This is a genomic window from Legionella drozanskii LLAP-1, assembly GCF_001467585.1.
Lineage (GTDB): Bacteria > Pseudomonadota > Gammaproteobacteria > Legionellales > Legionellaceae > Tatlockia > Tatlockia drozanskii.
In genome coordinates, this window is sequence record NZ_LNXY01000020.1 from 608,345 (window position 1) to 621,039 (window position 12,695).

Here is a 12,695-nt window from a genome sequence, read left to right on the forward strand (position 1 = left end):
GATAAAAGTCCTTATTGCACAACAGCAAAAGATTCCACCTGAATGTTCACTGGCACTTCATTCATGGCTAAAACCGTTAAATGGGGAATCACTCGTTGGGTTAATTGTTTAATCTGTCTTCGTAATACCGAAGAGCAAAGTAAGATGGGCCTTTTCCTCTCGCCTAGCATTTTTTCCACCTGATTAGCGAGCGCAGTCATGAAATTCTCGGTTAAACTCGGTTCTAAGGCCCAATAATCTTTATTAACACTCTGACTCAGCTTTTGCTCAAGCACGGGCGCAAGGGTTAAGACTTGTAAGCTAGGTTGGTTCGCGAGTAATTTCTGACAAATCGCTGTGCCAAGATGAGCACGAACAAGTTCAGAGAGTTGTGTGGGGTCGGCATTATTTTTTGCATGTTCGAGTAAGACTTCAAGAATGGTCGATAAATAGCGAATAGAAACTTTTTCTTGTAATAAATTTTGCAAAATGCGTTGAACATGGCTTAAAGGTAGTAGGGCAGGGATAAGCTCATCTCGCAGATTACGGACATTCGATTGTTCGAGTAAGATTTCTGTTTCCGCTCTTGTTAACAATTCAGCGGTATGATTAAAAACAATTTCCTTGATGTGAGTCACTAAAACATTGATGGCATCACAGAGTGTGTACCCACGTTCAACCGCCTTAGATTTTTGGCTTTCATCAATCCAAATAGCCGGTAAACCATAGCTAGGATCGCGCACCTCGATGCCTTCACTGAGAAGAGTCATTGTCTGATTATTGCGGTTTGGAACAATGGCTAGAGTTTTTTCAAGATGTAGTTGATGATAACCCTGGTTATTACCCTGAATGCAGAGGCAATAATAAGGATAATTAAGTCTTTTATCGCTAACGATTTTAACTTCCGGGATTACAAATCCCAGTTCATACGCTAAGCGTTCACGTACTTGTTGTATAGATTGAAGAAAGATCGCTTCCTGATGAGCAAAATGTGTGAAGAGCTCGGGATGTAGCTGGATTTCTAAAGGATAAATTTTGATTTTTTCGTAGAGGCACTCTACCGTTTCTTCAGTGATTTCCTCCGGCTTCGAGCGTAGTGCAAACCAAGTAGTCAGGGCAAAAAAACTTAAAATAACCAACACGGGAAGAGTGGGAATGCCCTTTAAAAACAATAGGCCTAATAAACCACAGCAAACCATCATTAAACTTTTGGGGTAGGCAGCAATTTGTTTGGAAATCTCAGAGCCGAGTTGAGCATCAGTGGCCGCTCGTGTCACGATGATACCAGTGGCGGTTGAAATAATTAGCGCCGGAATCTGTGTCACTAAGCCATCACCAACAGTAAGCAAAGTATATTGTTGAATTGAATCGGTGAGGCTTAATCCTTTTTGTGCCATGCCTATGGCAAATCCGCCTATAATATCCACGAGAATAATTAAAATTCCAGCTATTGCATCGCCTTTTACAAATTTGGATGCGCCATCCATCGCGCCATAGAAATTAGCTTCTTTTTCAATTTGCGACCGCCTAAATTTGGCTTCGGCTTGAGAAATAATACCCATATTAAGATCGGCATCGATACTCATTTGTTTTCCGGGCATGCTATCCAAAGTAAATCGGGCTGCGACCTCCGCGACTCGTTGAGCCCCGTTGGTAATGACAATATATTGGATAATGATAAGAATCGAAAAAACGACCAAGCCCATCACATAATTGCCGTTGATGACGTATTTTCCCATTGTCTGAATAACTTCTCCGGCATCACCATAAGCCAAAATAAGTCGAGTGGCAGAGATATTGAGTGCAAGCCGAAAAAGAGTTGACAAAAGTAAGAGCGCTGGAAAAGTAGAGAAACTTAGAGGTTTGTCGGTATAAAACGTTAAAAGAAGTATGGTCAATGCCCAGCTGAAATTAATAATTAATAAAAAATCCAGCAAAGTGGCAGGAATCGGAATAAATAAAATCAGTAAGATGCCTATTGCAAAACTGACCATGATTAATTCGCTGCTGTTATGAAATCGGTTTTTCATGCTGCAAGACCTCGTTGACGATAGATTTCACGAAAAATAAGGGCTGCAACAGGGAAGTGCTCGCTACTAAGGCAGTGATTTAATTCCACGCTGGCAAATAAAGCTTGGGCAAAGGCTTTGTTTTGTATAATGGGAATCTTATGACGCTGAGCGAGGGTTTTCGCTTGGTTTGCAAATTCCCCCCGTGCTTTAAAGACCACTTTAGGAGCTGGCATGGAACCTCGGTCATATTTTAGAGCAATGGCTAAATGAGTTGGATTGGTAATCACAACATCAGCGGTTTTTATTTGATTTAATGAGGCGGTTTTCTGTCTTAGTTGCTGCTGTAGTTGTTTGATTTTTAATTTTATTTTCGGGTCACCTTCGCGTTGACGATATTCGTCTTTGACTTCTTGCTTAGTCATGCGATTGTCTTTTTTGAACTTCCAGTTGGTATAGAGTTTGTCTAGCATGGCGAGCGCGAGGAGCAATAATAATAGTTGCAGAACCAACTTTAAAATTAAGTGCATAATTAAATTCGGATGGCTTTGAGGAGACTGAGTGAGTAGCAGGAGCAGCGAATTAATCTCTCGAGGAAGAGTGAATAGAATTAAGGAAAAACTGAGGCACAATTTCAAACAGGATTTTACGGTGTCAAATAAAGTTTTAGATGAAAATAAACGTTTAACACCCTGAATTAGATTCAATCGTCTAAGATTCGGTATCAGAGGTTTTGTCGACCAGACAAAACCAGTTTGAGCGATGCTTGCTAAGCTCAGACAGAGAAAACTTGTTAAGGCAAAAGGTAACCATAAGCTGACTAAGTTGGATAAAAGAAATTGATATAACTTGCTAAGCTGATCCCATTGAAATGGTAGTTGGGTTGCAAACGCGAGTAGCTGAGTTAATAAGGCTTTAATCTGGTGTAGCTCAGCAGGCCATAGGGCATTAGTGACTAAGAGTAAGCCAATTAAATGAACTGTAGTGTTTAGTTCAATACTTTTACTAACCTGCCCCTCTTTTTTTGCTTTTTGAAGTTTATAAGCGGTGGCTTTTTCTGTTTTTTCACTCATGACATGACCTCATCCCAAGTTTGGAAACAGAGGTTGAAAATATGCTCCATAAGTGGATTGATATGATTCAAAACTAAACTGAAGAGAAAAAAACCGAAAAGAATTTTAATGGGTAAGGCTAGAAAATAAGTGCTTATTTGCGGCATATTGCGGGTGATGATTGCAGCGCAAAGTTCGATCAGGCCCAAGCCTATGAGTATCGGACTGGCTATCATCCAGGAAAAAATAAACACTAACTTAAATTGATTGATGAGCAAATTAAAATGATTAATGAGAGTAAATTTTCCTAGCGGAATAACTGTTAAAGAATAGGCTAAACCTTGAATTAATCGATGGTGTCCATCTAAAGAAAAAAAGAATAGAACTGCAAACATGGTTAATAAACGACTGGTTAACGGATCCTGCGAGTGTTCACTGGGATTGAAAATGGCAAGCGCATTGAGCCCCATTTGGCATTCAATTAATTGGCCTGTAATTTGAAAAATCGCGAAAGCAGCATACAGACTGAGCGATAAAATGAGTCCATTCGCGAGCTCCACCAACGCTTTCGCGACGAGAGCTGTTTCATTGCTATCGCCTACAGTCAACGATAAATGACTGACTAAGAAAATGCTTAACATTAATACAAGAATAAAGCGGAGAGAGGTAGGTAATTGGCGGATGGCTTGAATAGGGGTGAAGATTAAGACAACCCCAATACGAATGGCAGCGAGAAAGACTGCTGAGAGAGTAGGTGTAGCAATAGTGATCATCCTATTGCCTCCGGAATGCTTTGTATGAGGTTTTTGCTAAAATCAATGAGCGAATGCATCATCCATTCACCACAGAGCATAAGCATTAAAACAACAGCAAGAATTTTGGGTACGAAACTTAAACTTGAATCTTGAATTTGAGTAATAACTTGTAAAATTGAGATCAGTAAACCGCAGAGTAGGGCTACTATTATGACGGGCGAAGAAATCAATAAGGCATGCCATAGCAGCTGTTTCGATAAATATATCGCTATATCGTTAGACATCATCCATTTCCATGTATTTTGAACTTACTTGCGGTCTTCCATGAGGAATCCATAAAAACGCGAGGATTAAAGCAAATCTAAAGACAATAAGCAATAGAATTTTTCGACATTTCGATCTACTCTCTCTCCCGAGCTAGAAATTAAAATAATACGTTGAACGCCTTCGCGGGAGAGGGAATAGCTCTCGATCTTAGTTATAGCAATCTAGTTTAGATTTGGTCCAACCTACCCTAATTACTTCTCCAGCCCATGACAATTTTTATATTTCTTTTGACTACCACAAGGGCAAGGCGCATTACGAGAGATTTTAATTTTCTTCGCGGCTGGAGGTGTTTTAATATGAGTGCCGTTGGTATAAAACCACTTGCCTTCATAACGCTGAAATTGACTCAGTTCATGAATGGTTTGATCTTTCCCTTGTTCTCGATAGCTTGCTATAAATTCAACATAACCACGGTCCACATTTTTTTCATCCATATAACTTTTTACAATTTGTAGCCCAGTCCAAGAGACTTGCCTTGCCCAATTCGCGGCTTCTGTGGCGTTAAAACCTTCCAGAGCGATGCCATACATAGTTTTTTCGATGTAGTCGATTTTAGCTTGAGAATAAGCTGTATAACGTGAGCGCATTAAAATTTCGGGCGAGGCGGGTGCTTCTTGATTGTCAATATACCGACCGCAGCAGATTAAATAATTAAGCTGTGATCCACAAGGGCATTGGCTCATTCTGTTTTCCTATCTTGTTTATTAGCGAGCTAACAGATTATTATCACGCAAGATTTATTGGATTATTCTGTTTAAACAAAAAATTATCAGCAGACAATCTGTTGTTAACAAGGAATAGCTAAATGATTACATTGTACCAATTTCCTGGTATTTGGGGATTACCCAACACAAGCCCGTTTTGTATGAAACTCGAAACTTATTTACGTATGGCAGACATTCCCTTTGAAATTAAGTTTGTAAAGGATCCGCGCAAAGCGCCTAAAGGAAAACTTCCTTTTATAAAAATAGATGAGAAGACAATTGCTGATACTGAGTTAATTATTAATTATTTGAAAGCAAAATTTGGCGATGTTTTGGATAAAAATTTAAATAAAGAACAAAAAGCATTGTCGGTAATATTGGATAATACTTTTACTGAGCGTTTATATTGGATCATAGTGTATATGCGTTGGCAATATGAACCCAATTGGTGCACTGTGAAACAAGCTTTTTTTGCCAAAATACCTGGATATATGAAATTATTTGTTCCGGCTGTTATTCGAAGATCGGTAATAAAAACTTTATATGCTCAAGGAACTGGTCGGCATAGCTATGACGAGATTTTAGAAATGGGTTATAAAACACTGGATGCGATAGCTAATTTGCTTGCTGGAAAAAAATATTTTCATGGAAATGAGCCAAGTAGTATTGATGCGGTTGCTTTTGGATTTTTAGCAAATATTGTTTGGCAACCCTATGAAGATGCTTTAAAAGCCCAGCTCCATAAGCATAAGAATGTCCTTGGCTTCTGCGATAGAATGTGGAGTGATTTTTATCCAGAATTAAAGAAACCATTTGCTATTGTTGATTGAATATCAATAGGTTGAGAGTTTAGCGAGAGGATAAATCGGGGGTTTTGGAGTGACTTTGCAACCTGATTTTTATTTGTTAAGATTTATTCCGCTTAAATAACTTTTGAGGTCAAAATGCCAATTATCAACAGTACTCGTGTACAGAAGAAAGAAAAAATCAAGGCTGAAATAAGCAGCGAAACTTTTGAAAAAATTACTGAATATTGTGTTTGGGCGAATATTGATGATGTTGGATTCTTCATCGAAGAAGCAGCAAGCTTTATTTTCGCAAAAGATCGTGATTGGAAACAACATAAAAAAGCAGCGAAAAAACGCAAAGAAGTAGCCAGTGCTTAATTGTTTTCAATGAAGGTATCCCAGCTAGGTGCTTTCATGCCCCTACCTGGATTCCTTTTATCTAGCACCTAAAGAATGCCCTTTCAAAAAGTCAATTATTCTTCAGAACAAGAAGCTTCTTTAAAATCGAAAATAATGATTAAATAAGGAATTGTAGGCTGAATAACTCTCATTACTAGATAAATAGCCATTAATGAGAATTTATTAATGCTTCTAAGGACAAACGGATGCATTTACCAGAACGACTGCGTTATTATGGGGCACCAGTTATAGGTTCTATTGTCATTTTTTTTCATTTTTTCGGTCATTTATGCTTAAATTTTGTCGACCTTTTGACCGGCAAACAAACACTCTCATGGCATGGATTGTTATACACCGTCTACCGGTCAGGGGTAAAACTGTTAATTCCTCTTATATTGATTAGCTCCTTACTTGGTATATCAATCGTATTTAATATTTATAACATCTTAAGCCCTTTTGATTTGCAACATGAAGTATTATTAGTTTCCCAAAAAATATTATTTTATGATTTGCTGCCTTTTCTAATTGGATTGATGTTATCCGTGCAAACCGCCTTGAATTTGATAAATGCAAGAATTAAAAAATTAAATCTAACCCCTGATGAAGTAATCGTAATCTATATTATTCCAATCATGCTCGGAATTTCTTTCAGCGCGTTGATTTTGTATCTCTATTCGATTAGCTTTGTGTTTATTAGTATTTATTTTTGTTTCAAGGTTCTTTTATATACGAATATTTATGATTACATGAGTCATTTGACTAGTGCAATTACGAGTTCAAGTATTATTTATTCAATATTTAAGGTGATGTTATATTGTACTATAGTCAGTCTCATCGTAGGCTATTACTATTACCAGGTTGCAACACGACATTCGCTTTTAAGAAAGGCCATGTCGCGCATTATTACACGAAGCTTTGTTTGGTTAATTGTTAGCAGTGTTTATTTCAAATTAATCGCCTATTAAAGGATCTTATGCGTCAGGAACGACTGTATACATTAGTTGGACTGTTTGTCGGTGGTGCAATAAGTTTGACAATCCTTATTGCTCTTTATGCTTATGATGAATACTTGCGCGAAAAAGTAGAAACTTATGTGATGTTTTTTAAAGGTTCAATAGCGGGTCTTCATGTTAGTTCGGATGTGACTTATCTCGGGGTGAAGATAGGTGAAGTGAAGCGTATCGAAATTACAGAAAACGACGCAAGAACCCAAATTAAGATCCCGGTATATGTACAGTTTTTTGTCGAAAGAGCATTCGTTGGGCGTCAAAGCCCAATCCAACTTTTAATCAATAAAGGATATGTAGCTTGTATTAGGAAACCCAATTTTTTAACGGGGATTGCGTCTATTGATTTAATTGAATCATCCACTCATCAAGCTTATGCGACAGAAGAGTTTCGTGGCCTTCCAATTTTCCCAACTAATAATAAATTTGAAGAGTACACCACTCTGGATGACGCGTTCAGAGCGGCTAAAATTGCGTTCCAAGACATTAGTAATTTTGTTCATTCTCAGAAGGTTAATGGGGCATTCGATGCAACAAGATCTATGGCTGAAAGTATGGATCGTTTGGTGACGCATTTGCATCAAATAATACCGCCAACACTTTCTAATCTCAACCACAGTCTAAGTGATGTTTCTGCTTTCGCCGGGAATATGGATCATTTAGTGCCACCCATATTAGTTGCTTTCAGTGCAAGCTTAAAACAAGCAAATGCAAGCTTAAAAGACGTCTCTGTCTTGGCTAGCAATTTAAATGAAATTGTGCCGCCCGCGTTCATTGCCTTTCATCAGGGTATGCAAGATGTTTCTAGCGCTGCAAATTCAACGCAAAATTTAGCGGATTATTTATCACGATATCCAGAATCATTATTGCGAGGGAAAAGGTGAAAATTGGCCTAATAAAATCGATATTCAAGAAGTTCTCCAATGCACTGTTGAAACCTAGCATTTCGATCTGTCTTGGCTATTGTTTAGTCTGCCTTATACTCATTTCCTGTGGACGCAGTCCAGATTCGCAATTTTATGTACTTAATCCTATTTCACCTCAACAAAAACCGGTGAAAAAATTTCAGCATTTACGGATAGGAATTAATGAAATTCAGAGTCCGGCTTATATGTCTAAACCGCAATTCATTATCCATTACTCTTCGCACGAGGTGAAGCTAGAGGAATTTCATCGCTGGGTGGAAAATTTAGATAAAAATACAAAGCGGGTAATTGAAGCGAATCTTGTGACTTTATTGCCCGGTGTGACGATAGTCGCTTCTCCTTGGGATTTCAAATTCAAACCAGATTATCGCTTACAAATTAATATTTCACAATTTGAGGTGGATATTAAAGGCAATAGTATTTTCCGCGCAGATTATCTAATTTACTCAGGCGATCAGTTAAATAAAAAAGGATCAGTTTACTATCATCAAAAAATACAGATAGTTAATGTTGATAATCTAGTCGCGAGCATGAATGAGAATTTGAATCATTTCACTGAAGATCTTGCCAAAGTATTTGTCCCCCTAGCACCTCAACAGAAAGATGAAGGCGCTTTTGCAGTGAACTAGCGTTTTTTATCCGTAAATTTGTACTTTCCCTAATCACATAATATTTTCTTAATACTTAAAGAATATAATTTAGCAAATTTTTGTTGACCTATGGACTTATTTTGAAAGAAAAACTAGAAGAACTTTGTTCTCATTTTCCACCAGAAGAATTGGAAGGCATACAATTTGGAAAATGGGCACCAGATCCTCATGCACGAATTAGCACAATACACTACACTTTTGACCCTCTCTCGATGGCTCAAGAGTTAAAAATGAACTTAGAACAAAGATATTCTGGTATTACCATGAATGAATTATCTCGAGTCAGCAGAGCTAAGGTGGAAGAAATCTTAGAGTATTGGCGAATTGCCTGCGGTAGTCAAATTGAGTTTAAATATATGCCTAAGCTTGAGTCTGATCAATCAGGTATCACCTTTGTTGCCAGCGATAATATTGAAGGTGCAGCTGGAGTAACGAACAATAATTTCCTGCCAGGTACTCAATATATCAATCAGGTAGCAGTATGCATTCCTAGCAAGGTTTCAACCTCTGTAGATCTATTGGTATATGCTCATGAAATAGGACATGCTCTAGGATTTCGTCACACGCACGAACTAGAACTGCTCAGAAATCGATTAATGACCATGCCCCAAGGTTTAGGTTGTTCGGTCATGGGCTATCCACACGAGCTTGCAACGGATAATAATACTTGTACCACTCCAGCTTATTGTGGAGATCAACGCTTTGCGATCGTGCCTGGCCCTATGGATAAAGAGGTCTGCACAGATATCTATGCATTTTCTTCTCCTCCTTACTCACAAGTTAAATACTTTGATTCAATGTATTGGGGTTTTTTGAATGGGGTTTCCGAAAAATCTCTTGCAACTTATTTAGAAAATGTAAATTTTATGAAGCTATCCCCCTTATCCGCCAATCTTATTTCAGTCGTTTATATGGCTATCTTGCGTAATTCGATGGGCAATCAGACCTGTGGTTTTACAAATGCACTAACCATATTAGAACTGCTCCTTCGTACCAAAAGCGAGAGGGTGGCAGATATTTTACAAATTCTTAGACAGGTGTCGACTATCGCTCTTCTTTTTATGCAAATGTATGAAATCTATGCTAATGAGGATGCATTAAATAGTTCAATCTATTTAACAACATTTTTAGGAAGTAGTTTGAGTGGTTTATTATTAGCGTCTACTGTGGGTAAAACTGCTGCTAGTTGGACCAATACAATCGTCGATAAGCTAAGTCAATTTTTTAATGTTGAGCCCCCTAAAGACGCAGAAAACTTATCGTTTCTTGCTAATAAGTGGCGTTGGTTTGGATCTATGTTCCATCACTCCAATCTGGGCGAGGAAGCAGAATTAACCGCTGACGAAGAATCCGTAGGTGAAAGTGAAAGCCAAGCTGATGAAACTATAGTTGTCCCTTAAATTCCACAATTTTGTTGTATTCCCGTAAAGGTAGGGGCTATGGTGCCCCATGATGGAACAATCCCTCTCTTCGCAAGGTGACAATTCGAACTTGCTAAGAATAATCAACTCAAATTCATGTTTAGAAAAAACAGGGGATACCTCAGAGCCAACGGTTTATTTATAAACAAGGGAGGAGCATCAGTTGCCGCCTCCCAAGTGGATCAAATCAATGAAACAACAAAAGTTGTCCACTGACTCCAAGAGGTTCATCACCTGCGCCGCCCCCTTGCTTATTTTCTGTGGCTTTTTCATTTGGATTTGCACTGTCTGAGCTAGGAAAGGTCAGAGCAGGTGCAGGATTTTTAAGTGCCTCAGTTAAGCTAATAAAGGTATATCCGTTTTGCTTATACATTTGAATAATGTCACCCAACACATAACTATTCAGTAAGTTTGCGTGAATTAGCAAAATTTGTTTAACCGGCTGCCCTTTTGCGCGTTGCTCAGCTTTCAGTGTTTGGTTCCAGATATAGGCCAGATAGCGAGATTTCAATTTGTCGATATAGGCTTCTCTTGAACGATAGGGCACTTTGTAAAGTTGCTCATTAAAACGAAAATCCTTACTGTCGATAGTGACCGGAGCAATGACATAATGATTTTCTGTTAAATAATTAAGTACTTTAGGTTTTGAGGCTTTACCCCCCTCTGCCAGATAGGGATAGCGGAAATACTTCGGCTCGGTTAATAAGGGTGACAAAATTTTATCAGCGCGAGCGACATCAGCAATGTATTTATCTGCATTCATTTGATTCAAATTGTAATGCGAGTAAGTGTGATTACCGAGCATGAAGCCTGCTTTATGAAATTGCTCAAGAAACGCCCATTGTCCCTTTGCAATCGCCCCGGCGATGACAAATCCGGTAGCTGGAACTTGGTTCTGAGTGAGCGCTTCAATAATTTTATTAAAACGCTCAGTTGCTCTTTGTTGATTGCCAGGAGTGTCCATTTTTGAGGCCACTAAAGGCAGATCATCAATCGTGATTGCAATTTCACGAGTCTGAGCGAAAGCATTGCAGGCCATTAAAAAAAGGCAAAATAAGTAAAATTTACGCATCGATAATCCTTTATCATATAGGTCTATAAAAAGAGTGTAGCAGGGGTAATTGTAAGAAGCGAAAAAAAATGGCCTTCTCTGCTAAAAGAAGTTAAGTCAATGAATGTTTGATCTTTTATTGGACAAACAGTTATTAGAATTACGTCCACAATTTGCAGTCGATTGACAGCTATTTTCTTTTTTAGTGAATGGATGATTAAAATTGCTTGACAGTTACGAGGTGCCTCATTAAACTGCGATTCTCATTTTGGGGCTATAGCTCAGCTGGGAGAGCGCTTGCATGGCATGCAAGAGGTCGGCGGTTCGATCCCGCCTAGCTCCACCATCATCAATTACGATTGTTGATGGAAAATACTTAGGTCCCCATCGTCTAGAGGCCTAGGACACTGCCCTTTCACGGCGGTAACAGGGGTTCGAATCCCCTTGGGGACGCCATTTTGGTGTTTATATAGTAAGTTTTTCTGTTGTTCACTGGGTCCCCATCGTCTAGAGGCCTAGGACACTGCCCTTTCACGGCGGTAACAGGGGTTCGAATCCCCTTGGGGACGCCATCTAAAACGATGGTTATTTGTAGAATTCTTCTGCATTGCTACTTGCTCATGCTTTCGTTGTATCCCGCTATTCATTCTTAGGCGGAGCCATAAATTCGGCACCTACCGGTTCCTGAATGTCCTGATTAAGAATCTTATCAATTTGCTTCATTGCTCTATCATCAAGAGTCCATCCCATCACCTCAGAAACATTGTCGAGTTGTTTTGGCTGCCTAGCTCCCCAAAGAGCAATGGTGTGGCCCTTATCCAATACCCAGCGGATTGCTAAAGCAAGAACATTTTTCTGATAATTAATTTGAGCAAACTGATCTAAGGCAGCTACCGCCTTGAGATATTCAGCAAATCTAGGTTGTTGGAATTTAGGATCTGTTTTTCTTAAATCATCGCCTCTAAATTGCGTATCGGAGGTCATTTTGCCGCTCAATAATCCCCGACATAATGAACCATAAGCTAGGGTAACTAGGCCAGATTTTTCTGCGAAGGGGAGTATTTCTTCTTCTGCTTCTCGTTCAAAAAGATTATAAGGCGGTTGTATAGTATGAATGGGGGCAAACTTGAGAAACTCTTCCATTTGATTAATTGAAAAATTACTAAGACCAATTGCGCGAATTGTTCCTGCCTCCAATAAAGAATTTAAAGCATTTGCCGTTTCTTCAAAGGAGACTGATTGATCAGGCCAATGGATTTGATAAATGTCGATATAATCAGTTTGTAAGCGCTTAAGAGAATCTTTAATTTCTTGTTTAATACGACTAGCCGAGGAGTTTCTGGTGATTTTGCCACTGGTCCAGTCTAATCCAACCTTGGTAGCAAGAATAATATTTTCCCGATGGCCCTTTTGTTTGATTGCCTTACCGACAATTTCTTCAGAGCGACCAAAACCATAAACTGGCGCGGTATCCACCATATTGATACCTAATTCGAAGGCTTTATGGATGGTTTTTATAGCTTCTGATTCTTCCGTACCGCCCCACATCCAGCCGCCAATTGCCCAAGTTCCCAGGCAAACACGAGACGCTTTTTTTAAATGAGAGATTTGAATTGTTTCCATACAA

At 38.9% G+C, this 12,695-nt stretch carries 13 protein-coding genes and 3 tRNA genes; 9 read left to right on the forward strand and 7 right to left on the reverse strand.

What is annotated here, in order from left to right; all coding sequences use genetic code 11:
* Nucleotides 1–11: 11 nt before the first annotated feature.
* From Ldro_RS07040 to Ldro_RS07060, 5 genes are all read right to left on the reverse strand, one after another.
* Nucleotides 12–2,009 carry a flagellar biosynthesis protein FlhA gene (locus Ldro_RS07040; RefSeq protein ID WP_058495694.1) on the reverse strand — a complete coding sequence of 666 codons (1,998 nt, stop codon included), beginning with the start codon at nt 2,007–2,009 and terminating at the stop codon, nt 12–14.
* Nucleotides 2,006–3,061, reverse strand: a complete 1,056-nt coding sequence (locus Ldro_RS07045) for an EscU/YscU/HrcU family type III secretion system export apparatus switch protein (protein WP_058495695.1) — start codon at nt 3,059–3,061, stop codon at nt 2,006–2,008. The genes Ldro_RS07040 and Ldro_RS07045 overlap by 4 nt, the downstream gene beginning before the upstream one ends.
* Entirely contained in the window at nt 3,058–3,813 is a 756-nt protein-coding gene (locus Ldro_RS07050; RefSeq protein WP_058495696.1) for a flagellar biosynthetic protein FliR, read from the reverse strand. Before Ldro_RS07050 ends, Ldro_RS07045 begins: the two co-directional genes overlap by 4 nt.
* On the reverse strand, nt 3,810–4,082 hold the full coding sequence (gene fliQ, locus Ldro_RS07055) for a flagellar biosynthesis protein FliQ (RefSeq protein WP_338011189.1): 273 nt from the start codon (nt 4,080–4,082) through the stop codon (nt 3,810–3,812). Before fliQ ends, Ldro_RS07050 begins: the two co-directional genes overlap by 4 nt.
* Before the next feature lie 231 nt (nt 4,083–4,313).
* Complete coding sequence (locus tag Ldro_RS07060) at nt 4,314–4,805, reverse strand: YchJ family protein (RefSeq protein WP_058495698.1); 492 nt, start codon at nt 4,803–4,805, stop codon at nt 4,314–4,316.
* Between the two features lie 122 nt (nt 4,806–4,927).
* Between Ldro_RS07060 and Ldro_RS07065 the strand changes: the two genes are divergently transcribed.
* From Ldro_RS07065 to Ldro_RS07090, 6 genes are all read left to right on the forward strand, one after another.
* On the forward strand, nt 4,928–5,656 hold the full coding sequence (locus Ldro_RS07065) for a glutathione S-transferase family protein (protein ID WP_058495699.1): 729 nt from the start codon (nt 4,928–4,930) through the stop codon (nt 5,654–5,656).
* Nucleotides 5,657–5,770: 114 nt separating this feature from the next.
* Nucleotides 5,771–5,992, forward strand: a complete 222-nt coding sequence (locus Ldro_RS07070) for a hypothetical protein (RefSeq protein WP_058495700.1) — start codon at nt 5,771–5,773, stop codon at nt 5,990–5,992.
* Between the two features lie 227 nt (nt 5,993–6,219).
* The gene (locus Ldro_RS07075; protein ID WP_058495701.1) at nt 6,220–6,978 is read left to right on the forward strand and encodes an ABC transporter permease; all 759 of its coding nucleotides are present in this window, start codon (nt 6,220–6,222) and stop codon (nt 6,976–6,978) included.
* Between the two features lie 8 nt (nt 6,979–6,986).
* Nucleotides 6,987–7,904, forward strand: coding sequence for an MlaD family protein (locus tag Ldro_RS07080; protein WP_058495702.1), 918 nt, complete (start codon nt 6,987–6,989; stop codon nt 7,902–7,904).
* Nucleotides 7,901–8,575 carry a PqiC family protein gene (locus tag Ldro_RS07085; protein ID WP_058495703.1) on the forward strand — a complete coding sequence of 225 codons (675 nt, stop codon included), beginning with the start codon at nt 7,901–7,903 and terminating at the stop codon, nt 8,573–8,575. Before Ldro_RS07080 ends, Ldro_RS07085 begins: the two co-directional genes overlap by 4 nt.
* A 101-nt stretch (nt 8,576–8,676) precedes the next feature.
* Entirely contained in the window at nt 8,677–9,996 is a 1,320-nt protein-coding gene (locus Ldro_RS07090) for a hypothetical protein (protein WP_058495704.1), read from the forward strand.
* A gap of 208 nt (nt 9,997–10,204) precedes the next feature.
* On the opposite strand, the gene Ldro_RS07095 is transcribed toward Ldro_RS07090, so the two are convergent.
* Nucleotides 10,205–11,089: a polysaccharide deacetylase family protein gene (locus Ldro_RS07095; RefSeq protein ID WP_058495705.1), complete on the reverse strand. Its 885-nt coding sequence runs from the start codon at nt 11,087–11,089 to the stop codon at nt 10,205–10,207.
* A gap of 249 nt (nt 11,090–11,338) precedes the next feature.
* Between Ldro_RS07095 and Ldro_RS07100 the strand changes: the two genes are divergently transcribed.
* From Ldro_RS07100 to Ldro_RS07110, 3 genes are all read left to right on the forward strand, one after another.
* Nucleotides 11,339–11,414, forward strand: a tRNA-Ala gene (locus Ldro_RS07100).
* A 34-nt stretch (nt 11,415–11,448) separates the two neighbouring features.
* A tRNA-Glu gene (locus Ldro_RS07105) sits at nt 11,449–11,524 on the forward strand.
* A gap of 40 nt (nt 11,525–11,564) precedes the next feature.
* A tRNA-Glu gene (locus Ldro_RS07110) sits at nt 11,565–11,640 on the forward strand.
* Nucleotides 11,641–11,707: 67 nt separating this feature from the next.
* Here the strand turns inward: Ldro_RS07110 and Ldro_RS07115 are convergent.
* Nucleotides 11,708–12,691, reverse strand: a complete 984-nt coding sequence (locus Ldro_RS07115; protein WP_058495706.1) for an aldo/keto reductase — start codon at nt 12,689–12,691, stop codon at nt 11,708–11,710.
* Nucleotides 12,692–12,695 lie beyond the last annotated feature (4 nt).

Bases quoted from the DNA above. Each gene is read 5' to 3' on its own strand.
- Ldro_RS07040 (WP_058495694.1), bottom strand. From the start codon at position 2,009: ATGAAAAACCGATTTCATAACAGCAGCGAATTAATCATGGTCAGTTTT.
- Ldro_RS07045 (WP_058495695.1), bottom strand. From the start codon at position 3,061: ATGAGTGAAAAAACAGAAAAAGCCACCGCTTATAAACTTCAAAAAGCA.
- Ldro_RS07050 (WP_058495696.1), bottom strand. From the start codon at position 3,813: ATGATCACTATTGCTACACCTACTCTCTCAGCAGTCTTTCTCGCTGCC.
- fliQ (WP_338011189.1), bottom strand. From the start codon at position 4,082: ATGATGTCTAACGATATAGCGATATATTTATCGAAACAGCTGCTATGG.
- Ldro_RS07060 (WP_058495698.1), bottom strand. From the start codon at position 4,805: ATGAGCCAATGCCCTTGTGGATCACAGCTTAATTATTTAATCTGCTGC.
- Ldro_RS07065 (WP_058495699.1), top strand. From the start codon at position 4,928: ATGATTACATTGTACCAATTTCCTGGTATTTGGGGATTACCCAACACA.
- Ldro_RS07070 (WP_058495700.1), top strand. From the start codon at position 5,771: ATGCCAATTATCAACAGTACTCGTGTACAGAAGAAAGAAAAAATCAAG.
- Ldro_RS07075 (WP_058495701.1), top strand. From the start codon at position 6,220: ATGCATTTACCAGAACGACTGCGTTATTATGGGGCACCAGTTATAGGT.
- Ldro_RS07080 (WP_058495702.1), top strand. From the start codon at position 6,987: ATGCGTCAGGAACGACTGTATACATTAGTTGGACTGTTTGTCGGTGGT.
- Ldro_RS07095 (WP_058495705.1), bottom strand. From the start codon at position 11,089: ATGCGTAAATTTTACTTATTTTGCCTTTTTTTAATGGCCTGCAATGCT.
- Ldro_RS07115 (WP_058495706.1), bottom strand. From the start codon at position 12,691: ATGGAAACAATTCAAATCTCTCATTTAAAAAAAGCGTCTCGTGTTTGC.